Origin of the sequence: Xylanibacillus composti, from assembly GCF_018403685.1 — a bacterium.
Taxonomy (GTDB): Bacteria; Bacillota; Bacilli; order Paenibacillales; family K13; genus Xylanibacillus; species Xylanibacillus composti.
Map to the genome: position 1 here is coordinate 1 of NZ_BOVK01000040.1, position 23,745 is coordinate 23,745.

Below are 23,745 nucleotides of genomic sequence, written 5' to 3' on the forward strand. Positions count from 1 at the left end.
GTTCCAGCCTGCGAACGTGTACCCTGCCCGTGTCGGCGGTGTCGGCAGCGTTCCGACGTTCCCTCCGTGTGCGACGGTCATCGTCATGGGACTGGCTTCCGTTTCTCCCCTGTTCTTATCGAACGTCACGGTGTAAGTTGGGATTGCTGTCCATTGCGCATAGACGGTTATGTCTGCGGTTACCGCTGTTGTGGCTTCGAACGCAGCGCCATCCCCGCCTTTAGCCGTGTTCCAGCCTGTGAACGTGTACCCCTCCCGCGTCGGCGGAGTTGGCAGCGTTCCTACGTTCCCTCCGTGTGCGACGGTCATAGTCATTGGACTTGCTTCCGCATCTCCGCCATTCTTATCGAACGTCACGGTGTAGGGCACCGAAATTTGACCGTCATTATCCCGTCCCCACGCTACAACGGTGCCGTCCGCTTTCAGCGCCAGAGAATGACCATGTCCCGCTGCTATCGCCACGACGTCGGTCTGCGCTTCTGCCGGTACTGTCGTTTGACCGTCATTATTAGATCCCCATGCCACAACAGAACCGTCCGCCTTCAGGGCCAGGGAATGAAAGCTTCCCGCTGCTATCGCCACGACTCCGATCTTCGCTTCTGCCGGTACTGTCGTTTGAGTACCCGATCCCCACGACACCACAGAGCCGTCCGACTTCAGGGCCAGGGAATGATCACCTCCCGCTGCTATCGCCACTACATCGGAAAGTCCGTCCGGCACCACCGTTTGATCCTCATAAGGCGATCCCCACGCTACCACGGTACCGTCGGATTTCAGGGCCAGGGAATGAGAACTTCCCGCTGCTATCGCCACCACGCCGGTCTGCGCTCCCGCCGGCACCACTGTTTGATCGTAAGCATTATATCCCCACGCCACAACGGCACCGTCCGCCTTCAGGGCCAAGGAATGAGCGCTGCCGGCTGTAATCGCCACCACGCCGGTCTGTGCTCCCGCCGGCACCGCCGTTTGATTTAATCCATTTCCTCCCCACGCCACAACGGTGCCGTCCGACTTCAGCACCAAGGAATGACGAGTTCCCGCTGCTATCGCCACCACATCGGACTGTGCTTCCGCAGGCACCGTCGTTTGACCATCATCATCCAATCCCCAAGCCACAACGGTGCCATCCGCTTTCAGCGCCAGGGAATGGTAACTTCCCGCTGCAATTCTCTTCGTTTTGGCCGGAATGACGATGTCCGCCGGTACTATCGTTTGACCGTCATCATTCCATCCCCACGCCACAACAGTGCCATCCGCTTTCAGCGCTAGCGCATGGTAATTTCCCGATGCAATCTCCACCACGTCGGACTGCGCTCCCGTCGGCACCTCCGGCACGTCGTAAGCATTATATCCCCACGCCACCACGGTGCCATCCGCCTTCAGCGCTAACGAATGATGACTTCCCGCTGCTATCGCCACCACACCGGACTCCGCTTCCGCCGGCACCGTTGTTTGATCGTAAACATTCGATCCCCAGGCTACAACTGAGCCGTCTGCTTTCAGCGCTAGCGAATGACCATACCCTGCTGCAATCGCCACCACATCGGACTCCGCTTCCATCGGCACCGTCGTTTGACCTTCATGATTCGATCCCCAAGCCACAACTGAGCCGTCCGCCTTCAACGCCAGCGAATGATAATTTCCCGCTGCTATCGCCGCCACACCGGACTCCGCTTCCGCCGGCACCGTCGTTTGACCTTCATGATTCGATCCCCAAGCTACAACAGAACCATCCGCCTTCAACGCCAGTGAATGATTGCCTCCCGCAGTAATTGAGACTACACCGGAGAGCCCGTCCGGCACGTCTGTTGCGCCAAAATATCCCCACGCCACCACGGTGCCGTCCGTTTTCAATGCCAGCGAATGATCTTCTCCCGCTGCTATCGCTACCACGCCGGATTCCGCTTCCGCTGGCACCGCCGTTTGACTGTAATCATTCGCCCCCCACGCCACAACAGAACCATCCGTTTTTAGCGCTAGCGAATGACCATATCCTGCTGCAATCGCCGCCATTTCCGCGCGGCGGCCGCTATCCGCCTTTGCGCCGTGCGCCGGATCTGCATGAAAAGGCATCACAGCGCCCGTCACCAGCGCAAGCAAGCTCATCGTCTGCACGAAACGGCGAAATATCCTCTTATACCTGGAACGCATCACAATCATCCCGAATCCTCTCTTTCAACTATTGAGACTATGAGAATATCATTCTCTCAATATAGTCAGATAAAATACATACATATATGTATTTAATATAACTAGACAAACGGGCACCGTCAAGACGTACAGTCTCGGCGGTACTTCTCGCTTGTCTATTCAGCAATTTGACGAATTCCGCAAGCCGCGTGAGTCGCTCAGCATGGACAAACTCAGCAGTGATCATAAATTCAATGAGATAATGCATCGCTTCAACCGGGCCGGCAACTCCCCTGCTGTTTTCATTGCTTGCGGCAGACAAACACCAGCCATAAAACCGGTCATCGAATCCCGAGCCCAAGCCAAAACTACTAACTGATCCGAGGATAGGTAAGGCGTCTAACGATTCACATACGTACTGTGGAAATACGGGGAATGAAGTCAATCCGATGTGAACACGCAGAGGCTTCAAGTCCCGCCTCCCAAAAAGGATGAGCGGTGAAACTCCGCTCATCCTTCTGAATCAGCCTAATGCAGACATAGGAACTAGTCCTTATTCGTGTCAATATAAACGGTTTTGGCAGCGCCCTCCCACTTTACCTCTGAACCTAAGCTTTCACTAATGAAACGAAGCGGCACAAATGTCCGCTGATTTTGCACGATGACCCGTGCCCCGTTCACCTCGCCGTCTAGCGCCAACGTCACTTTCTTATCCCCTTTGGTAATCGCAATCATGCGAGCTTCTTCTTGAAAGTTAACAGAAGCGCCCAGAGACTCGCTGATTAGTCGCAAAGGCACATAAACACTCCCATTTTCCAAAAATGGCTGCGATTCCGCAACCTCCAACACGATTCCATCCAGCACAATCGATATCGGTTCGGTGATCACGGTAATTTCAACGCCCTGAGCCGCTGGCGCTCCCTGAACGATGATAGTATAATGGCCGTCTGTCAACTCAGCAGGCGCTGTCGCAATCCCCTTCGCCTGATTGTTGAGGATCACACGGGCTTGTTGATGAATCGAAGCGTAGACCTTGGCACTCAGCTTTTGCAATAAGATTCCCTTGACTTCCTCATATTGTTGCGCGTGCCTGGCATTCTCGTCGTATCCAATCCCAAGTATGAGTATTCGATTGTCCGGGTCCTCCCCTTGAGGATAGAACGGTCCCTTCATCACTTGTACGCCGGCTTTCGTTAATCGGCTGCTTCGGTCATAAGAGATTTGAAAGCCATGAACATCCTCTAGCGCGATCTTACCCGGAATCGTCTTTTTGAATACTGTAACCCCCGTCCCGCTTCGATCTCCGCTGACATAAATCTTGTAATGACGATCCTCGAATGTTTTCTGCGGCAATTGCGTGTCTCGATCCGTTCTCGTCTTGACATACTGCATCACAGCGTTCACGGCACTGCTCTCAACCCTTTGACCTAAGATTTCCTCTACTTCGCCAAATTGCACAGGCACATCTGCACCAACATTAAAGCTAATGCTCAAGGACAATTGGGCATAACTGTTCCCGGAGTCATCATAAGGTCCCTTGCTGAGCATTAACCTGGAATCTTTGTATTTATTGAATACTTGTGAAATACGGTCGTTGTAGGAGACGACGAACCCGTACATATCCTCGATCACGAGTTGTTGTTCGTTGGAGATGATGTCCTGAATCGATTGGGCAGGCGTCTGAGTCGTCAACTGATACGTATGACTCTGATCGTCGTAGTGGACAGCAACGCCCAACCTTTTTTCCAGAAAGCCTAGATCGACGTACGGCGTTTCGAATCGGGTGACCGGATTCGTTATCGTTTCTGAAGCGTTACCGTAACGAAGCGAGATGCTGTCCATTGCATCTTGGGTAACTTCGATGCCTAGAGCGTAAGCAATGACTCTTATGGGCACGTACACATTATCGCCTGCCTTATAGGGCTGGGGTTTCATCCCAACAGGCTTCTCGTTCACGACGAACGCCGGCGCATCCTTGGCTTTTGGAGACACGGCTTTCGGGGACTCGGATGGCTTGATCTGATCCCCTCGGATATATACGGTTTGAACGCTCGCATCCCATCTTGCACTTAATCCCAATTCATTCCCTGTGTCGATCAGCGGAAGATGAACAGAACCGTTTAGACTAATCGCGCTAATCGCTGCTGCATTTGTCAATTGATCCAAGTCATAAACCGGCAGCACGGTTTTGGCTTGGCCAATGGCAATTTCGATCCTGCTGTTCTGCTCATCAATCTTAACACTGGCATTCAGATAATCCGTAAAATACGAGGACGGACCGTACACCTTCTCATTGGCTATAAACACTTCATTCGGATTGCTCCAATTGACCCTCTCTCCATTGATCACCACACGAATCGGCAATTCGTCTGCGTATGCAGCTCCTGCAGCTAGCGGGATGATGCATACGATCATCGCTATCAGCATGATCGCCGCTTTCTTCCCCATCGTTTGTCCCCTCCCTTTAAGAAGTCGTTCTTAAGAAAAATATGTAGTTATTCCCAGGTGCATTATAACTTATTTCGAAGCCTTTGAACACCTGCCCCGTTCGCAAGCCGATGCCGCTGAATCATCAGCCCGAATGCCGATCAAGTACGACGAACCATGGACACGGCGGATGAACATCTATTAGCAGATATGTGACAGAGGGGATTGTCAAACTTTCTTCCTTAAGTGTAGAATTACAGGAAATGGGGATGGCCGCTCGCATCCATATGGGAATGAACGTGTACTGGGCCTGCAGCATGTATGCAATATCGTACCTACAATCTCTTTTCTTAACAGCCGATAAAAGAAATACAGGGGGGGATAGAAGATGTGGAAAGAATTCAAAACATTCGCAATGCGCGGCAACGTGATCGATCTGGCAGTCGGCGTCGTCATTGGCGCTGCCTTTACCGGCATCGTCAATTCATTGGTCAATGATATCATTATGCCGCCAATCGGCTTGCTGTTGAGTGGAGTCGATTTCAATAATTTGTTCATCAGTCTGGACGGCACTGCATATCCAAGTCTTGCAGCAGCGCAAGAAGCAGGAGCAGCCACCTTGAATTACGGTATGTTCATTAACAACGTCATCAACTTCCTGATCATTGCATTCGTCATCTTCCTCGTCATTAGACAAATGAACCGAATGAAACGCAAGTTCGAGAAACAGACAGCCGCGAAGCCTCCTGAGACCAAAGGGTGTCCGGATTGTATGTCAGAAATACCGGTCCAAGCGAAACGTTGCAAATACTGCACGACAATCCTGGAGTAGTGATTGCCTCCCAAGGCAACTCAGGCGGAATGGGCATCCTGCAAACCACGCACAAAGATAACATGCGCGTACACGGCACGCAAAAAAGGCTGGGCAAAGTTTACACACTCTGCCCAACCCTAATTGCCATGAAATCCTATTAAGGATGCAGCATTAGTCGATACTGGCGATGACTTCTATCTCCACCGGGGCGTTGTACGGGAGCTCGGCTACGCCGAGCGCCGATCTGGCGTGCTTGCCCTTCTCCCCGAAAATTTCAAGCAATAGCGCGGACGCGCCCTCGACAACCTCCGGCTGATTGCCGAAATCCTTGCTCGAAGCCACAAATCCGGTCAGCTTGATGAAATGATTGATCCGATTCAGATCGCCCAGCACAAACTCCAGCTCTGACAAACAATTGAGCAAGCACAACTCGGCCGAGGCCTTGCCCTCCTCGATCGACACCTCTTGTCCAAGCTTGCCCTTGTGCACAAGCCTCTGCTTGACCGTTCCTGTCTGTCCTGCCGAGAATATCAGATTGCCGTGAATCATGGCGGGCTCGTAGGAAGCGACCGGCTTCGGCAACTCCGGAATTTCCAACCCCAGCTGAGTCAATCTTTGATAAACATCCATCGAATTCCCTCTCCTCTCTATCTCGCACTTCATATACCGGCGATCTTATTCGCCAACCGACAAACCGCCGTCTACGTAGAGAACCTGGCCTGTGATATATGCGGCCTTGTCCGATGCGAGGAACAGGACAGCATTCGCAATATCGTGGCCTTGTCCCACCGTTCCCATCGGGACGCCCTTGGCCGCAGCCGCATCTTGTTGCTCGTCGATCCACGGTTGTGTCGACGGTGTCGCAATCAGCCCCGGCGCGACTGCGTTGATGCGAATGCCCCGATTGGCGTAATCCAGCGCGAACGATCTCGTCAACGTATCCAAACTCCCCTTGGACCAGGCGTAAGCCGAGAAGCCCGCTGTGCCTAGCCCCATCGTGGAGGAAATATTGACAATCGAGCCGCTTCCTCTCTCCAGCATCCCCGGGACGAGGTTGCGAATGCAGCGAATACAGCTCATAATGTTCGTCTCGAATGAATGCGTGTAGTCCTCTTCGCGGTGCTCCAGAATATCCCCGCTGCGAAAATTGACGCCTACATTATTCACGAGGACATCCACCGCGCCAAGCATGTCCATCGCCCGATCTGTAAAGTGCAGCACGCCGTTAGCGGCAGACAGATCGGCATGAACAAAATAGACGTCGGCATGATTCGCGCGCAACCGTATTTCTTCTTGCGCGCGAACGCCGGCCGCTTCGTTCAGATCGGCGAACACCACCTTGGCACCGGCCACCGCGAAGCCTTCGACAATGGCCCGGCCGATCCCCATAGCGCCGCCTGTAACGACAACATGTTTGCCCGAAAATCCATACACCGCAACCATCCACCTCCGTTCCAGGCTCGGTATTATTTCACTGCTAAGAACTGAAGCTTCTCTTCATCTACTTGAACGCCCAATCCGGCTCCCTCCGGAATGACGTAGCTTCCGTCCTCAATCCGAATCTTCTCCTTCAGCACATCGTCCGCATGGGCAAAGTATGTGCTGTCCATCGGATAGGTGAAGGCCGGCATCGTGCATGTGGAGTGAAGAATGGCCGCCAGCTTGACGCCCATATCCCAGCCGCAGTGGTGAGCCAGCGGCAAATCAGCCTCCCGGGCAACATGCTCAAGACGCGACAACTCCGTTATGCCCCCAAGCGGCTCAAAGTCCACAATCGCGATATCAATCGCCTTGCGGCGGATAGCCTCGAACAGATTGCCGGGAACGTAGCAATCCTCGTTAATGCCTATCGGCACGCGCGTCCGGTCGCGCAGCGACTGCAGATCGTCCATCTTGTTCACCTTGATCGGCTGTTCGATATATTGAATGTCGCACTCCTCGACCCCGCGGAGGTAGCGCAGAGCCGTCGGTGTGTCATATCCCTGATTCATGTCCACGCGAATGTCGAAGTAGTCGCCGCCCGCATCACGCATTGCAATCGTGCGCCGGATATCGAATACGACATCTTTGCCGCCCTTCGTTTTCAATGTCCGGTAGCCTTCTTCTTTGATCTGCGCAATCTTCTCTTTGGTTTGCGTAATGTCCAAAATACCCAACGCATAAGCAATATCGATGCGGTCGCGGACTTTGCCGCCCAGCAATTCATAGACAGGCTTGTTAACCGACTTGCCCATAATATCCCAGCAAGCCATTTCGATGGCCGTCAGGAACGATTTCGTATTAATTTGCGGATTATAGACCGGGGCGAAAGCCTGCATGATCTTGTTCAGATCAAACGGATTTTGCCCGATAACGAGCGGCTTGATATACTCCTCCAGCAGCACCTTCGTCACTTTGGTCGAGATAATCGGGTTCATCTCGCCCCAACCGGTAATTCCTTCGTCCGTCGTTACCTTGAATATCAGACTCGTAATGCTCGTTGTTCCGACCTTGTCCTGGCTCCCCCGATATGGAGCAATCCCGCCTTCCTCAAGCGGAATAACCGGAACTTCTACAGCCGTCATTTCAATATCGCGAATCTTCATACCGCATTCCTCCCACTGTCCTAGCTAGAATAAGTAACGTTCTGTCATCCTTTTACGGCGCCTTGTCCAAGACCTTCCACGAAGTATTTCTGAAGCCATAAGAAGAATACGATAACAGGAACCGAAATGAGCATGCTTGCAGCCATCGTGCTTCCCCAATCTACATTGAAGCTGGACGAAAATTCTGTCAGGCCGATCGGCAACGTTCTCGATTTGTCGGAGAGCGTCAAGATCGAAGCCAGTACAAATTCGTTCCAGGACATAATGAAGGCATAGATCGCCGTAGCCGCAAGTCCTGGAGCGACAATCGGCAATATCACACGGAACAGCGCCCCCAGATGCGTGCAGCCGTCGATCTGCGCAGATTCCTCTATTTCCTTGGGAACAGATGCGAAATAACTTCGACACATCCAAGTGACGACCGGCAGCACCAGGATCAAATGGGCGATAGCCAGTCCGGGAACAGAATCCAGCAAGCCGAAATGGACCATCATGAAGTAAATCGGAATCATCAGGACGGTCAATGGCAGCATCTGGCTAATAAGCATGAATAAAGACATCGAATTGTTGCCGCGGAATTTGTACCTGGCGAACCCGTATCCGGCGGCTCCCCCCAGAAGAAGTGCGATGAACGTCGTCAGCAGCCCTACCAGCAGACTGTTCATAAAGTATCTCGGAATAGACGATTCCGTCAAAACCTTCTCATAGTTGCCCACTGTCGGATCCTCCGGAACCCATACAGGCGGTATAGAGAATACTTCCCCGGCAGGCTTGAATGATGTGCTGACGATCCACAACAATGGAACGAGAACAAACAAGGAAAGCAGCACGAGCAGAGCGTAGGAGATTACTTTTTTTACAGCTTGACCTTTTCGTCCTGCCATCTATCCCGCCTCCTTGTTCGATTTGCGAATATACCACGCCGCAAATACCAGACATGCAACAAGCTGCAGCACAGAGGTTGCCGCCGCCCCGCTAATATCAAACGATCTGAACTTATCATAAATCGACAGCGACAGCACTTGCGAGCTGCCCATCGGACCGCCTTGCGTGATGATCCAGATAATCGAAAATTCGTTCAAGGACCAGATTACAAGGATAAGCACGCATATAAAGGTTACATCCTTCAATTGCGGAATATAAATATAGCGAATTCGTTGCCAGAAGCTCGCGCCTTCCATATCCGCGACCTCGAACAAATCCTTCGGAATCGCTTGCAAGCCTGCGCTGATCATCAGCATCACATAAGGAAAGGTTGCCCAGATTTGCACCAAAATAACGGCAGCCAGCGAATAGCTGGGATTCATGAGCCACGCAACCGGTTCCTGCAATATATTCAGGCTCATAAGCCCATGATTAATCATGCCAAAATCGGTGCTGTACAGCCATTTCCAGACCGTCGCCTTGACGACGCCGGGCGTGATCCACGAAAGCAGCAGAATCGTCCGCCACATTCCCTTCGCCCGGATATAATCCTGATTAATCAGCATAGCTGTGCCCGCGCCAAGAAGAAAGGCGAGCACAACGGTCGAGATCGTCCACCACAATGTATTCCAGACGATCCGGCCAAATTTGGGTTCGGTCATGATCGCCTGAAAATTCTCGAAGCCGACGAACCGCGAGGAGCCTGCGTCTACCTGAAAAAAGCTTAAATAGAGCACGTACGCTATCGGAAACAATACAAGAATCGCCGTTACGAGAACACCGGGAGCCGCAAATGCAAATCCGCGCCGCGCTTCCCTGTCCATTACCTTTGACGCCAAGTTCATCACCTCGCTCACCGACTAAAGATTGGTCAGGAGAACAAAGCTCCTGACCAATCCTGCTTACTGGGAGATAATATTGTCTACAGCTTCCGACATCATCTTGACGGCATCCTCAATCGGCGAATCCGTCAGTACAACCGCCTGGATGATTTCGAAAATCGCTTTTTCCATCGCAGGCCAATTCGCATAGGATGGCTCAGACTTCCCTTGCTCCAATTGATCCGCGAACGGCTTCAGCAGAGGGTCTGCGAACTTCTCATGCTCCAAAGCACTTCTTGTCCCAGGGAATGTCGCTGTCAGCTCAGCCATATGCTCAGGCTCGGCGATGAATTTCACCAGCTCCATAGCCGCCTCCTTCTGGCGAGCCTGCTCGGGCACGATCAGCGAAAAGCCGTTGACCGTCGAAGTCCCCATACCGTTCGGTCCTGGTATCACTGCTGTTCCAAGCTGAATATTCGGGTTCTCTTCTTGAATCGGCGCAATGTCGAATTGGCCGCCAATATATGCGGCGATACGCTCGTTGACGAACAGTCCGCGAAGGGTCGTGTTATCCAATTCCATCGTGCTGGTTGGCGCATACCCGTTCTTGATCGTAGCGACTAATTTCTCCAACGCTTCCACGGCCTCTGGCGAATTCAAAGCGCTTCGCGTGCCGTCTTCGTTCAAGATGTCGCCGCCTTCACTGTACAACAACTGGATAAATCGCGTAACGGCATTCGCCTGATTGCCTAACGGCCACGCTAATGCATATTGATCAATCGTGCCGTCTCCGTTCGTATCCTTCGTCAGCAGTTCCATGGCCGTTACGAACTCATCCCATGTTTCCGGGAAATGATCGGGATCAAGGCCGGCTTCCTCGAACATAGTCTTGTTGTACAGCACCCCCGAACCGTCATGACGGAAAGGAACGCCATAGATGCTGCCCTCATAGGTGTTGATCTCCAATGCGGAGGCGATGAAGTCATCCTTGTCCAAATGTTCGTCGTAGAAACCGTCCAAGTTCATCAACAGGTTTTGCGAGGCGAGATTTTTGACCCGCGACTCCAATTCCGTAATGACATCCGGAGCTTCTTTGGACATCAAGGATACCCGAATCTGATTTTCCATCGTATCCCACGTCATTGTCACAATCTCAACCTTAACACCCGGGTTGGCGGCTTCAAATTTCGCAATAAGCTCCTTCGCCACCGCTTCGTCCCAGTTCGGCACCCACCAAGTAACGGTTGTTTGCCCTGCTTCCGAATTACCTGTATCACCGTTCTGCTGATTTTCCGTGTTCGAGGCATTGCTGCAAGCAGTTGCAACCAAAACCAACGCCAGTAACAAAACTGCCAGTTTGCGCATGTGCATCCTCCCCTTTGGTTCGTTTATTATTGTTATTGCAATGATTTCACGCCTAAGCCTCTTTTGCGATCATCATGTACAAACCATACAGACATCTTTCACCGTTTACAGATCGCTCATGTACCGGATTAATTCCTTCAAATTCTCTTTCGATAATTCGAACATGTGCTTGCCCCGCTCCGGGTCGGTTAATGCCGGATTGCCGGTGGCTCCGGTCGGACTGAAATCCTTCACGACCTGAGAGACCATTGTGCCTTTATAGAATTTGCCCCATTCTCCCGCACCCTTCGCGGATTCTTCGTAATGCTCGGGCTTGATAGAATCAGGCTGGATCGCCATCAGCATGGCAGTTTCCGTTTCATCCGCATGAAGCGGCGGGCGCCTTCCATACATCTTAATGATGTCCGCTTCGATGCTCTCGAACCATGTCCATACGACAATGCTTATTCCCGGATTGTCCAGCATGAGATAACGCGCCATCTCTTTCATCGGCTCTCTGTTCCCGCCATGTCCATTGACAATAATCACTTTCTTGATCCCATGAAAAATCAAACTGCCGATGATTTCGCCTACGTATTGTTTCAATGTTTCCGGCTTTACCCACAGCGAGCCAGCGAAATCCCGATGATATTCGGCGACACCGACGGGAATAGAGGGCAATACGATGGCATCCTCATGAGCCTCCGCAGTTCCCGCCAAGCCTTCCGCGATAAATAAGTCCGTGCCGAGCGGCGCGTGCAGTCCATGCTGCTCAATGCTGCCAACCGGCAAGATGGCCACTTTCTTATCGGACACTTCCTTCTCGAAGTATTGCCATGGCAATGTCTTCATCTTAGCGACTCCTCCCTTCTATTCGATTTCTCCAAGCGCTCTCAATTGCTCGCCGAATGCAACGACGTTCTCTTTCGGAGCGTTGCCGTACCATAGATGGAGCATGTATCCGTCAGCTCCGCCTTTATGGGCCATGACGACCGCTTCCCGCACATCGTCCGGCGTTGCCGGAGGATCGCCGACAAGTCCCGCAATAATCTTATGGTGCTGTCCGACTTCCATTTTCGCCTTCTTCACTTCGTAGTAGACGTTCTCCACGCTTACACCTTCATCGACAAATCCCTGGAACGAATCCGGTCCGTCGAACGCTTTCAGGCGGAAGTATTGATCCAGCAATTCGGATTCTTTAATTTCCGGAATCGCTTGCTGAATGCGCTTCAACGGCTTTACCTCGAACGAACCGATCCGCTTATGGTACAGCATGAGCTTCGTCAAATCCGTAATAGCAGGTTGCGTATGATACATCTGCCCCAATGTCCAGGAGAAGCTTGGCGAAACCAAATCGCTTGATATGAGAATGGAAGGATCAACGCTCTTCACCAGTTTGTTCATGCCAATGACGAAATCGTCTACTGCTTCCCCTCTGAATTTCAGCCATTGCATAAGTTCCGGGTGCTTAATCACGAATCGCATCACATCGAATGCACCGCGATAGGCTTCCGCCTGGTCTTTAAAGTTCTCGTAAGTCAATGTAGTCGCTGTTTTATAAATCTCCGCAATTTCCGCTTTGATCTTGTCCACTTGAAGACCGGCATCCTTCGCTTTCTTCACGCAATGGTCGCAGAAGCAGTTGCCGATAGCCAGCTGCCGAAGCGGATACAATTCGGGCAGCACCCAGTCCGGCACCACTTGCGGATCATAGAAGTCAATGCTGACAACGTCCAGTTCTACCTCGCGAATCCCCTTGTAATTTCTTAAGATATCCTCCGTCCTTCCATAGAAGTATGCCCGCACATCCTGATTCGACGGACACATCCAGTGCTTGCTTGTTTTCCCTTCAATGTCGACGACTGCTGTGTCAGGGTAAGCTTCCACGATCGGGTCGCTGACGCCGGGCGTAATATCAAAGTCCAGGCTGAGCCCATATTCGCCGGCCAATGCATTGAGATCATTAAATTCGGATGTAATCAGATTGAACTTCGTTCCGAACGCGTCGCCAACGTTCTTCTCATAGTTAATTTGAATCCATGGATCAATCTTCGTATCGCGGTAAAACTCTTCATGCACATCGAACGTATGCGCGATTCCGCCGTACATAACATGTTTGATTCCGGCCTCTTTATAGCGCTGAAATGCTTTCTCCAGACCTTCTGCGTAATCTTCTTCGAATACGCCCCATACTCCTACGTACTTGTTTGTCACTTGACAGCCTCCTCCATGGTGCAATCGTCATAATAGTTGTTGTGAGCCCTTACATGCGACTCCAGGAAAGAAATTCACAAAAAAAATCAGTTCTTATTTCTCTATTATAGCGAGGTTAGAAAAAAAATCAACGAAATAATATAGAAATATTTCTTCCTAATTTCGCTTATTTTTGTTCAAATCGGCGCAAATATTAGATTAATACCCCGATTTCTTTGTGTTTTCTCCTGACATAGTATATGATAGTGTCATATAAATTTCGCGAAATTTTCTTCGTGATTTTTGCAAGATCAGTCCATCTAAATGAGATTGTCAGCGAAAATGTGGCAATACCCTAAACTTGGAATTATAATGGATTTAGCTCACTACTTAACTGCTGAGTCCTATAAGGTAGGAGGAACGAGGAATGTCCATCACTTTGAAAGAGATAGCCACTAAGTTGGGGGTTTCTACTTCAACGGTTTCCAAGGCGATCAACAATCGTCCCGGAGTGAGCGATGAACTGCGTCAACGCATTATGAACCTGATCGAGGAACACGATCTGCAGCCCAAGCGGCGCAATGTTAGTCAAGGCAAGGATCAAATAACGAATATTAATTTGCTGGTGCGCATGAATCAGGCAGTCGAAACCGACCCATTTTATACCTTGATCACAGAAGGGATAGCCACCGAACTGCAGCATCAGCGAAGCAATTTATTATATTATGTACTTAGCGAGCCCAAGCCAAGCGATTCCATGTTTCATGAGATGTTTGAGAATCAATCTGCGGACGGCGCCATCCTAGTGGGAGCTGATTACGATCCGCGGTTCTTGCACAAGATCGCCAGCCTGAAAATTCCGGTTGTGCTTGTTGACAGTATGCACCCCGGTTTTTGTTCGGTTAACACGGACAATGCGCGCGGCGCCCTGCAGGCGGTCAACCATCTGATAGATCTCCATCATACGCGCATTGCCTGTCTTTCCGGACCGCTTAGTCACAATAGCATTCACCAGCGTTACCAGGGATACTTGCAAGGTTTGAAGGACGCGGCGAACCAGACGATACCGAAGCTGATCGAATGTCCCGGTGTCGGAGTCGAAGACGGCTACCAAGCGATAGCCGCGCTCGACAACATCGATTTCACGGCAATATTCGCAACGAATGACAAATTGGCCATAGGCGCGATCAAGGCGCTCAAAGAAAAAGCGTTCCATGTTCCGAAGTCGATCAGTATTGTGGGCTTTGACGACATCGAGTGGGGCCTCCATACCGATCCCCCTCTGACAACGATTCGAATAGCCAAACAACAAATCGGCGCGCTTTCGGCGCAATTGATTATGCATCTGATCAACGGCGATGATCCTCATCAGGTGGATGCGAGCGTAGCAACGAAGCTAATCGTCCGCAGCTCCACATCCTCGTTTGATAACTGAAAAAAAAGGTTGAGCAGGAATGAGAAACCCTGCTCAGCTTTTTTTTTTCGCTTACTATCATCCATACGGACCGCCAAGTCAGACGGTCCTTCTAGCATTATTGCGGTTAACTCCCGCGATGCAATCCCAGTGATGACTCATCGAAAGAGTCCAAAGAAACTGCCAAGGCTAAGCTTGAGTGTAATCTTTTTGGTTCCTGCCTTGGTTTTTGCCACATACACCAATTCCATACTATCACCCCTTTCAAGCTAACTATCGGTGCTGCACTCTATATAGTTGCAATTGAGAAGGGGGTTTCTCTAGTCACATCAGCAGGTCAATTCGCTCCGTCAATTTCGAAACAGTATGGGCTGGTTTTGTTCTCCCCCCATATTGGGTCGGTCCGAGATTCTTCAGTCGCATTACCCGACCCTATGTGGCGAGCACACAATTTGTCCTCTAACGACGGGCAATTGCAGCGCTTCACGTGTTATAATGACTCTGGAAGTTGGAGGCAAAGCCAACAGGACTGCGGGAGGTTTATGATGAAAAAATATGTAACAGGGTGGAGACTGTCAATCATAGGCATTGTAATAGTCGGTCTTGCTGCCCTGATCGCACCAAATATTAATGAGGGAATGACGTATACGCAGACCATATCGATGTTTGTATTGTTCGTGTTGTTCTTGGCTGGAGTGGAGTTATTATACCGCAGGAAATGAAGAAAGTAATCTGCGCCAAGCGGCTGCCGCGGGCGCTCGTACACTGTTGCTCCCCCGCGTGTCCGGGAGATTTGCCCAACAGTCAACAATATTAGCTCCAGCCCGCTGTCATGCGGAATTCTTCTCCGCTTGCTGTCCATTATCGCATTATGATTCATTTTCAGTTGGTGATTGGTGATCAGACATAGAATGGCAGAGTAGAGCCATAGCAAGCTGAACGCCATCCTTCATCCCCTGCAAGTACAACCTTTCATTCACAATTCCTTGCTTCAAATAATGCTTGTCCTCCCATGTTGCAAATTCTGGCGTATGTATAATATCCCTGCCTTCGAACAAGGCTTCGAATGCCCGGTCTGCTGCAGCCCGAACGTCATTCAAATCAGGATGGTGTTCGATCCGTGCAGACACTTCATCCAGCCTCCCTTGCATCACTTGCCGAAACCACGGTGGAAATTCCATCTTCTGTGTCCCCCTGTCTTTGACTTATTGTGCGCTTTTCGAGCGCTTGGTTTTCATAGAATTATGTAGGAGCACCAGCTTGTCGAGTTTTCGACTTTGTTCCTGAATCTCAGGATTGTCGGAGAGAGCAATGAATCGCTCCAGTGACTCTTCGCCAAGCTTGTTCAGCTTGCGCCGTTCCTCCTCCAATATTCTCAGTAATCGGCTCATCCACCCATCCCTCCGATCGCGTTTGGGATGTACCACTCCTTCAATCCATATTTTACGGGATTGCATAACCGATTTAATGCGCAAGTCGAATTAAAAAAATAAATCGATATGTTAAACCCAATGTCACCTAAACGTCCCATTCGTGAATATGCCAATAAAAAAACCTCCGACTCTCAGAGGCAATAACATGTGAATGAAGAATATCATTTTCTAATAAACATTTTTATATCATCCATGGCCAAATGGGCATGTCCTCTCACAAAGGCATATCGCGATACATTACATAATGCTTCTTTCTTGCGGACAATGAATAGTCTCCATTGGGCCCGTCCCAAACCTCATCCGCATTCGGATCGTCTTGTCCATCATCTTCCCAACCACAGAGGCGACAGATTTCCCAAGAACTCTTCAGCGAACAAGCTGTTATCATGAAACAGATTATCGGGAAAACCGTGAAAGCGATCCGGATCAAGCAAGGCATTAGCCCAGAAGATTGGGCGCATGAATGCGATGTGGACAGGTCCTTTATCTCCATGATCGAAGTCGGCAGAAACGAACCATCGGTCACAAAAATATTTGATCTATGCCGGGGACTTAGGATTAAACCTTCTGAGTTTTCAAGCTTGTGGAGATGGAATATGAGCGAATGTAAGATGGCGAACATACTGAAAAATATGAACTGGGAACCTTCGCTCATCCTTTTCAGTTCAATCTAATATTCCATTTCACAGTTAATCACCCGTTTGCTAATTGATAATGAGTGGCATTATTCGATAAACCAACTCGGGTGCTCATTGTTTTTTTCAAAGAAACTGTGGTATTATAAGTCTAATTCATAATGAACGGATTGAGGAAGCACCTCTTCTGCGAACAAAAGCGGAGGAGGTTTTTTCCGTATACTTACATTTCTTACTTCGCTTTATTCTCTTCTCATCTTTCTCATAATGTTATAAACTACTATAATGGACAACCTGTCCCCAAGGAGGTAAAGTTTTTTGAATAGATATACCGCAATCGACCTTTTTGCAGGTGCAGGAGGAATGTCGCTTGGATTCGAACAAGCAGGTTTCGATGTACTCGCGGCAGTCGAATACGACCCGATACACGCTTCAGTTCACCAATTTAATTTCCCTCACACTAAAGTAATATGTGCCGATGCAAGCAAAATCTCGGGGCATTCCATTCTTGAACAAATCGGTAGAAAACCCGGCGAAATTGATGTTGTATTCGGCGGGCCGCCCTGCCAAGGATTCTCAATGATCGGCAGAAGACTTTCAGACGATGCTCGGAATGTCCTATTATTTCATTTCTATAAGATAATTAGCGAGATTCGCCCAAAGTATTTTGTAATGGAAAACGTATCAGGTCTGACACTCGGAACCGCTAAGAATCTTCTTCAAACAATAATTAGCGATTTCCAAGGAATCGGCTACGAAATAACTTTACCGTATAGAGTGTTGAACGCATCTTCCTTTGGAGTGCCGCAAAGCAGAAAGAGGCTTTTTCTTTATGGTGCATATAAAGGCAATCCACTAATTGAGTATCCCGAACCAACAGTTGTTCCAAGAGCAATTAATGGCACAGTTCCAACCGTTAGTAAGAATGGACTACCTCTTGGCACTTCCGTCCGAGATGCTTTAGCCGATTTACCCGATGTTGATACGTTCAAGGAATTACTAACTCAAGATTGGACAGAATATAGAACCGAGCCCGTTAGTGATTATGCTAAATACCTTGTAGGACTTAAAATGGATGATGACGATTTTTCTTATCCTAGAAATCACAACCGTAACATACTAACATCTTCAGCTCGAACAAAGCACACGGACGAATCCAAGCAAAGATTTATTGAAACAGAGCAAGGACAGATTGAACCAGTTAGCCGTTTTCTCAAGCTTCATCCCGATGGTGTATGTAATACATTAAGAGCAGGAAGCGACAGTAAACATGGAGCTTTCACAAGTCCAAGACCAATCCACTATTTATACCCAAGAGTAATTACTGTTCGCGAAGCCGCCAGACTACATTCTTTTCCCGATTGGTTTAGATTACATGTAACAAAGTGGCATGGTTTCCGAGAAGTAGGAAATGCCGTTCCGCCATTATTGGCTAGAGCAGTAGCAAAGCAAATTGCTTTAGCACTGGGAGGAAATTTGGTTAAGCCTTCTCAGGAAGTCCGTCTGATGAATGAAGAACTGCTCGCGTTTAATATGTCAGCTGCGGCGAAGGAACACAATGTATCTAAAGATGTTGTTGGAACAAGAGATCGTGAGGCGATAATAAAAGGAGGGAGCAGAGTGGCATCGAAGTACGATAAAATAATTAGCGATATTTTCTTCGCCTATTATCAAGATGGATTGCGCGAATTTGACTTTATACGCGAAGACATTGTGCGCTCCGCCGAAAAACTTGGAATTAAACTGCCCAAGAATATCGGAGATGTGATCTATTCCTATCGGTTTAGAAAGATGTTTCCTAAAGAAATTCTCGATACTTGTTCCGGTGACGAACAATGGACTATCGAAGGTACAGGGGATGCAAAGTACCGCTTCAAACTTTACTCGTCAGGTGCGAAAATCTCGCCAAACCCTAATCTATACCAAATTAAAATACCTGATTCTACTCCTGAAATTATTACTAAGTATGCTTTTTCCGATGAGCAAGCATTGTTAGCCAGAGTACGTTATAATAGACTCATAGACGTCTTTACTGGAATAACTACTTATTCGCTACAAAACCATTTAAGAACGAAAATTCCGAGCATAGGTCAGATTGAAATTGATGAAATCTACGTTGGATTGAATAAAAAGGGCGAGCATTTTATCGTCCCTGTACAGGCTAAGATTGGCGGTGACCAGATCGGCATTACTCAAGTAAAACAAGACATCGAATACTGCAAGTACAGATACCCTACTCTTAAACATAAAGCTATCGCCGTACATGCTAAAGAACCTAATTTAATTGTCATGTTTGAATTGATTATACAAAACGATGAATTGAAAGTTGTTGAAGAAAGGCAATACAAATTAGTTCCATCATCTGAAATATCGGAAGATGATTTAAGAATGATGGGGGAAATAGGACAAGATTAAACCTCGGTAGCCCGGAGATTGCTTTCCGGGTCTTTGTTTTTTATGCTTAGTATATAATTATATTATAAATGTAATCTATAGACCCCTCAAAATCCTCTTTCAACTCATGCTCCAAACTCGAAGCATATTCCAGTTTCCATATTTGTATAATTTTCCAATATCAAACTTCTTTTTTCTTTCGAAAATTTATCGACCAAACTAAAGTCCCCCATTTGTACAATATTTCCAATTATCTACAATCACCTTGCCCGTAAATACCTGATTCCAAACATCCACACATGTGAATGAATTGGCTAATCCACAGCAAATGTGAATTTATGATTTAATCATGTTATTACCTAGCCTACAACGTCCCGAAGTCGGCGTCGTAAGTTAAACTGCTGGTGCTTGTCATCTTGGGCCGATATTCCAATCGAATTTTTGCATGCGGATCATAAGTATGAATGTGCCATGCAAGCGCATGTTGAAAGTCAGCTTCACTCGAAAAGACCGGGCGCTCCTTAGCCAACTCTGCTAATATCTTCTTTAACTCCACAACCTCAACCCCTTGTCAGCTTGTATGAATGAGCGCCGAACCGTGCAACTATTCAAGCATATCCCTCCTAATTTGGAATGCAACACTCAAAAAATAGCCATGTTACATTCTAATGGTGCCCGGTAACCATAGGAAAACCGCCTTTGTGAAAGGCGGCTCTTTGAGTTATTGTATCCGCTGGCGGAACACGGAACGAAGTCAGCTCTCAGTTGGCTATAAACCGAGAGTAAATCTTACCATCCATACCACTCTGCTTACGGCCTCAAGTGTCAATCAATCATTCAGGACCATACTTATTTTTCATTCGTCTCACATATCTGCACACTCGAATCAGGCTCCAGTCGATGGAAACAAATCATCGCATACAAGCTGCGGTGCTGCAGAAGATCCAACCAGAAAATACTCATACCGGCCGAACTTGGCCAGCGCTTGATGATCGGGCTCCCATACCCATGCGTCGATTTCCGTTTGGCAGCGATGCGCGCGGAAAGCAGCCAGCTTGGCCTCCAGTTGATGACGAATATCGATTTTGACCACGTCATTCTGGGTATATCCGAACTGCTCGGGATATGCCATGGCATCTCCGAAGGTGATGAAATACAAGGAGCCTTTCTGGCTGGTCCGGTGGAACGCCGCCGTCGCAGCCTTCCCAATCGCGCAGTGATCGGGGTGACCGCCCAGCTGCTCATGGAAGGTGAGCACCACGTCGGGATCCACTTCCTTAATCAGGGCCGCAATTCGTTCGGTCAAGCTTTCCGGATCTATGAATTCAACGGTTTTGTCGCGAATATCCAGGAAGATCAGACGATGAATCCCCAATGCAGCGCATGCTTGCCGCAGTTCCTTCTCCCGAACGGCCGGCATGGTCTCCCTGTTCACATAAGGAGGATTTCCCATCCGGCGTCCCATCTCGCCTCTGGTGGCGCTTACCAAGGTAATCTCGACCCCCGATTGCGCATATTTCGCCAAGGTTCCTCCACAAATAAACGACTCGTCGTCCGGATGTGCAAATACTGCCAATAGTCTGCGTTTCATTCAGGGAACGGCTCCTTTCCTAACTCCAAGGCTACATGCATTCGGCCCTCATCGTCATAACCTGCCAACAGCAGCCTTCCATCCGCATCGACTTCATAATGGGTGAGCCCCTCCATGCGAAGCCAGCCGTGCCCATCGAATCGCATGCCAACTCGATACGGTCCCTCTCCCGCAATCCTGCAATCTGTGAGATGAGCCCGAAAATTACGGACGAACACGAAGGATGTCGCTTCACTGTGGATATAGACGTCTTGCGCAGTGAAGTTCTGGATGACGGCAACCACGTCGGACTTGTTTATTGTCTGCATCGTCTAATCATTCCGTTTCTGTAAAAAAATCTAGTGCAAGCTTTAATCGGAATTCGACAAGTGTCGGATGTTAGGTCCAGCTGCGAACGGGCAATCCCATCAATTAGGGACTGCCGCCTTGTCCTGCGATGGCTTCAGAGCATTGAGCATTCGCTCCAACACTTCTTTCTCAAACGCTGCGAGCTGGTCCAGCTCTGTGATGATTTGATCAAGCCAGTATCTATCCTTCTCTCGATCCTTTGAAGCTATGTATCTTAATTGCATATTCCTCATCATTGTGCAAGTGCGAACCATGTTGCTATAAGCTTCATGCAAATAAGCATATGCCTCTTCAGCCAAATACCCGTTGTCTTGCAGATACTGGATCCGATCCACCATGCAGCTTTTGTGCTCCACCAGCACATGCACCGGTCTGATGTCATGCCAGAAGTCGGGCAAATTTGTCTTGATCGAATCGTACACTTCCATACCAAAAACCATATGGGTCAGGCTATTATGAAACATACCAAATTTCTTACTGGCGTCTTTGGATTCCAGGAATTCTTCGATGGTCTGAATCACCAACTCGAGATCAAAATCGTATTTCCCCTTAAACGGGCCGATTTCCTGGGGAACTTTGCGAATTAAAAAGATTTTATTTCTCCAGTCGTTATGATCCCAGTCTTCGCACTGATCATAGGCTTCTTTGAAGACGTCAAAACTAATTTCAGAAGCTTTGAACTTACGAATGGTTCCCTTAAAACCAATGATGTGGAATATTTGTCTCTCCAGGTCATAGCCAAAGATCATATTCTCATGATCCCATTTTCGGCTGTTATAGGCCCAACGATCTTTCATATAAAACTCATCCAAAAGTAAAGTGACATAATGATTCTGATCAATACACGCCATGACAAATGAAATAATATCTCCGCAGGTACTTGCTAGTAACTGTCTTTCCGTACTCAGGAATGTTAGCCAGTTCGTATTCACATAGTAGTTGGAATCTTTGCGCGGGCCCATATAGAAATCTAAGGGCAGATCAACATCATTCATCCTGTAGTCCTTCAGACCGCAAAGCTGTATGTAATTGCTGTAGAACCAGGGCAAATAATCTTCGTCAATGGATAGGATAGACAAAGCCGTAGCATGTGAAGAGTAAGAGTAAATACGAGGCTCCGCCAAAGGCAGTATCTTGGTCCTTGTCATTGGCCAATAGCTCCCTCCGATCGTTGCATTCCTTCATTTCATTCCTAATAGATGGTGTCGCTTTTTTTTGCAAAGTGTCTATCTTCCGAGTCTCAGTTTTATAAAGTCCTGTATTCATTATAGCAAATTGAAATACTTTCTAACATCAATGTTAAGCACTCCACATGCACGGTATGCAGGTACTTGGTCAACTAATCATTAGACAAGTGCTGGATGTTAGGCCCATGCTGCGAACTGGCAATCAATTGGAGACTGCCGCCTTGCCCTGCGATTGCTTCAAAGCCACGAGCATTCGCTCCAAAACTTCTTTCTCCAGCGCTGCGAGCTGGTCCAGCTCTGTGATGATTTTATCCAGCAGGTGGCTGTCCTTCTCGCGATCCTTGGAAGCTATGTATCTTAACTGCGTACTCCTCATCACCATGCAAGTGCGAACCATGTTGCTATAAGCTTCATGTAAATATGTATACTCCTCTTCAGCCAAATACCCGTTGTCTTTCAGATATTGGATCCGCTCCACCATGCAGCTTTTATGCTCCACCAGCACATGCATCGGTCTAAAGTCGAACCAGAAGTCGGGCAAGTTCGTTTTGATCGAATCGTAAACCTCAATGCCATAAACCAAATGCTCCAGGCGATTCTGGAACATGCTAAATTTCTTAGCGGCATCTTTGGACTCCAGGAATTCCTCGATGGTATGAATGACCAAATCGAGATCAAAGTCGTATTTTCCTTTGAACGGGCCGATTTCTTTGGGAACTTTGTGAATCAATAAGATTTGACTTCTCCAGTTGTTTTGATTCTGGTCATCGCAGTGAGCATAGGCTTCTTTGAATACGTCAAAGCTGATTTCAGAAGCTTCGAATTTGCGATTGGTTCCCTTAAAACCAATGATGTGGAAAATTTGTCTTTCCAGGTCGTAGCCAAAGACTAGATTCTCATGGTCCCATTTTCTGCTGTTATAAGCCCAACGATCTTCCATGTAAAACTCATCCAAGTATAGAGCTACATAATGATTATGGTCAATGCACGCCCTGACATATTGAATAATATCGCCACAGGTGCTTTCCACCAACTGTCTTTCTGTACTCAGGAACGTCAACCAGTTCGTATTCACATAGTAGTTGGAATCTTTGCGCGGACCCATATAAAAATCCAGAGGCAAATCTACAGTCACGCTGTAGTCCTTCAGACCGCAAAGCTGTATGTAGTTGCTATAGAACCAGGGCAAGTAATCCTCGTCAATGGACATGATAGACAAAGCCGTAGCATGCGAGGAGTACGAGTAGATACGCGGCTCCGCCAAAGGCAGCACTTTTGCATTTGTCATTGGTCAATAGATCCCTCCAATAGTTAATTTTTTCTAATCATATCCGAATAAACCAGACACTCGCAACTACTAATAGAGAAATCCCCTAAGCGCTGCACATAATGAGGGCATGCGAGCGGTACTGTCATTGCTTGAAAATAGCAGCTGCATCTAAAAAAGAAGGCTGCCCCTTAATCGAGCAGCCTCCTCCCTGACCGAACGCACCATTCGCTATGCG

Annotated in this window: 22 protein-coding genes; 4 read left to right on the forward strand and 18 right to left on the reverse strand. The window is 48.6% G+C overall.

Annotation, left to right across the window (positions count from 1 at the left end; genetic code table 11):
* From XYCOK13_RS14390 to XYCOK13_RS14400, 3 genes are all read right to left on the reverse strand, one after another.
* Positions 1-2,160, reverse strand: a 2,160-nt coding sequence (locus tag XYCOK13_RS14390; protein WP_213412863.1) for an InlB B-repeat-containing protein, incomplete at its 3' end; no start/stop codon positions are given.
* A 28-nt stretch (positions 2,161-2,188) separates the two neighbouring features.
* The gene (locus XYCOK13_RS14395; RefSeq protein ID WP_213412864.1) at positions 2,189-2,602 is read right to left on the reverse strand and encodes a hypothetical protein; all 414 of its coding nucleotides are present in this window, start codon (positions 2,600-2,602) and stop codon (positions 2,189-2,191) included.
* A gap of 74 nt (positions 2,603-2,676) precedes the next feature.
* Positions 2,677-4,578 (reverse strand): stalk domain-containing protein, encoded by a 1,902-nt coding sequence (locus XYCOK13_RS14400; protein WP_213412865.1) that lies wholly within the window; start codon positions 4,576-4,578, stop codon positions 2,677-2,679.
* A gap of 367 nt (positions 4,579-4,945) precedes the next feature.
* On the opposite strand from XYCOK13_RS14400, the gene mscL reads away from it, so the two are divergent.
* Complete coding sequence (mscL, locus tag XYCOK13_RS14405; RefSeq protein WP_213412866.1) at positions 4,946-5,389, forward strand: large conductance mechanosensitive channel protein MscL; 444 nt, start codon at positions 4,946-4,948, stop codon at positions 5,387-5,389.
* Positions 5,390-5,542: 153 nt separating this feature from the next.
* Here the strand turns inward: mscL and XYCOK13_RS14410 are convergent, their stop codons facing one another.
* The 8 genes from XYCOK13_RS14410 to XYCOK13_RS14445 form a co-directional block, all read right to left on the reverse strand.
* The gene (locus tag XYCOK13_RS14410) at positions 5,543-6,001 is read right to left on the reverse strand and encodes a RidA family protein (protein WP_213412867.1); all 459 of its coding nucleotides are present in this window, start codon (positions 5,999-6,001) and stop codon (positions 5,543-5,545) included.
* Between the two features lie 45 nt (positions 6,002-6,046).
* Positions 6,047-6,805 carry an SDR family NAD(P)-dependent oxidoreductase gene (locus XYCOK13_RS14415; protein WP_213412868.1) on the reverse strand — a complete coding sequence of 253 codons (759 nt, stop codon included), beginning with the start codon at positions 6,803-6,805 and terminating at the stop codon, positions 6,047-6,049.
* A gap of 32 nt (positions 6,806-6,837) precedes the next feature.
* Complete coding sequence (locus XYCOK13_RS14420; RefSeq protein ID WP_213412869.1) at positions 6,838-7,956, reverse strand: mandelate racemase/muconate lactonizing enzyme family protein; 1,119 nt, start codon at positions 7,954-7,956, stop codon at positions 6,838-6,840.
* 44 nt (positions 7,957-8,000) lie between these two features.
* Positions 8,001-8,840, reverse strand: coding sequence for a carbohydrate ABC transporter permease (locus XYCOK13_RS14425; protein WP_213412870.1), 840 nt, complete (start codon positions 8,838-8,840; stop codon positions 8,001-8,003).
* Complete coding sequence (locus XYCOK13_RS14430) at positions 8,841-9,719, reverse strand: carbohydrate ABC transporter permease (protein WP_213412871.1); 879 nt, start codon at positions 9,717-9,719, stop codon at positions 8,841-8,843.
* A 63-nt stretch (positions 9,720-9,782) separates the two neighbouring features.
* Positions 9,783-11,066 (reverse strand): ABC transporter substrate-binding protein, encoded by a 1,284-nt coding sequence (locus XYCOK13_RS14435; RefSeq protein WP_213412872.1) that lies wholly within the window; start codon positions 11,064-11,066, stop codon positions 9,783-9,785.
* A 105-nt stretch (positions 11,067-11,171) separates the two neighbouring features.
* On the reverse strand, positions 11,172-11,897 hold the full coding sequence (locus XYCOK13_RS14440) for a creatininase family protein (RefSeq protein WP_213412873.1): 726 nt from the start codon (positions 11,895-11,897) through the stop codon (positions 11,172-11,174).
* An 18-nt stretch (positions 11,898-11,915) separates the two neighbouring features.
* A complete protein-coding gene (locus XYCOK13_RS14445; RefSeq protein WP_213412874.1) occupies positions 11,916-13,259 on the reverse strand; it encodes a hypothetical protein in 1,344 nt (447 codons plus the stop codon).
* A 406-nt stretch (positions 13,260-13,665) separates the two neighbouring features.
* On the opposite strand from XYCOK13_RS14445, the gene XYCOK13_RS14450 reads away from it, so the two are divergent.
* On the forward strand, positions 13,666-14,673 hold the full coding sequence (locus XYCOK13_RS14450; protein WP_213412875.1) for a LacI family DNA-binding transcriptional regulator: 1,008 nt from the start codon (positions 13,666-13,668) through the stop codon (positions 14,671-14,673).
* Between the two features lie 848 nt (positions 14,674-15,521).
* On the opposite strand, the gene XYCOK13_RS14455 is transcribed toward XYCOK13_RS14450, so the two are convergent.
* From XYCOK13_RS14455 to XYCOK13_RS22365, 3 genes are all read right to left on the reverse strand, one after another.
* Positions 15,522-15,833 (reverse strand): hypothetical protein, encoded by a 312-nt coding sequence (locus tag XYCOK13_RS14455; RefSeq protein ID WP_213412876.1) that lies wholly within the window; start codon positions 15,831-15,833, stop codon positions 15,522-15,524.
* Positions 15,834-15,857: 24 nt separating this feature from the next.
* Positions 15,858-16,043, reverse strand: coding sequence for an aspartyl-phosphate phosphatase Spo0E family protein (locus XYCOK13_RS14460; protein ID WP_213412877.1), 186 nt, complete (start codon positions 16,041-16,043; stop codon positions 15,858-15,860).
* A gap of 256 nt (positions 16,044-16,299) precedes the next feature.
* Positions 16,300-16,578 carry a CPCC family cysteine-rich protein gene (locus XYCOK13_RS22365; RefSeq protein WP_373314412.1) on the reverse strand — a complete coding sequence of 93 codons (279 nt, stop codon included), beginning with the start codon at positions 16,576-16,578 and terminating at the stop codon, positions 16,300-16,302.
* Between XYCOK13_RS22365 and XYCOK13_RS22370 the strand changes: the two genes are divergently transcribed.
* A complete protein-coding gene (locus XYCOK13_RS22370) occupies positions 16,472-16,759 on the forward strand; it encodes a helix-turn-helix domain-containing protein (RefSeq protein ID WP_213412879.1) in 288 nt (95 codons plus the stop codon). The genes XYCOK13_RS22365 and XYCOK13_RS22370 overlap by 107 nt on opposite strands.
* Positions 16,760-17,038: 279 nt before the next feature.
* Positions 17,039-19,135: a DNA cytosine methyltransferase gene (locus tag XYCOK13_RS14475; protein WP_213412880.1), complete on the forward strand. Its 2,097-nt coding sequence runs from the start codon at positions 17,039-17,041 to the stop codon at positions 19,133-19,135.
* An 865-nt stretch (positions 19,136-20,000) separates the two neighbouring features.
* Here the strand turns inward: XYCOK13_RS14475 and XYCOK13_RS14480 are convergent.
* From XYCOK13_RS14480 to XYCOK13_RS14495, 4 genes are all read right to left on the reverse strand, one after another.
* Positions 20,001-20,705, reverse strand: coding sequence for a PIG-L family deacetylase (locus XYCOK13_RS14480; RefSeq protein WP_213412881.1), 705 nt, complete (start codon positions 20,703-20,705; stop codon positions 20,001-20,003).
* On the reverse strand, positions 20,702-21,013 hold the full coding sequence (locus tag XYCOK13_RS14485) for a DUF1806 family protein (RefSeq protein ID WP_213412882.1): 312 nt from the start codon (positions 21,011-21,013) through the stop codon (positions 20,702-20,704). The genes XYCOK13_RS14480 and XYCOK13_RS14485 overlap by 4 nt, the downstream gene beginning before the upstream one ends.
* 99 nt (positions 21,014-21,112) lie before the next feature.
* Positions 21,113-22,201: a hypothetical protein gene (locus XYCOK13_RS14490; RefSeq protein ID WP_213412883.1), complete on the reverse strand. Its 1,089-nt coding sequence runs from the start codon at positions 22,199-22,201 to the stop codon at positions 21,113-21,115.
* Positions 22,202-22,442: 241 nt separating this feature from the next.
* Positions 22,443-23,528: a hypothetical protein gene (locus XYCOK13_RS14495; RefSeq protein WP_213412884.1), complete on the reverse strand. Its 1,086-nt coding sequence runs from the start codon at positions 23,526-23,528 to the stop codon at positions 22,443-22,445.
* Positions 23,529-23,745 lie beyond the last annotated feature (217 nt).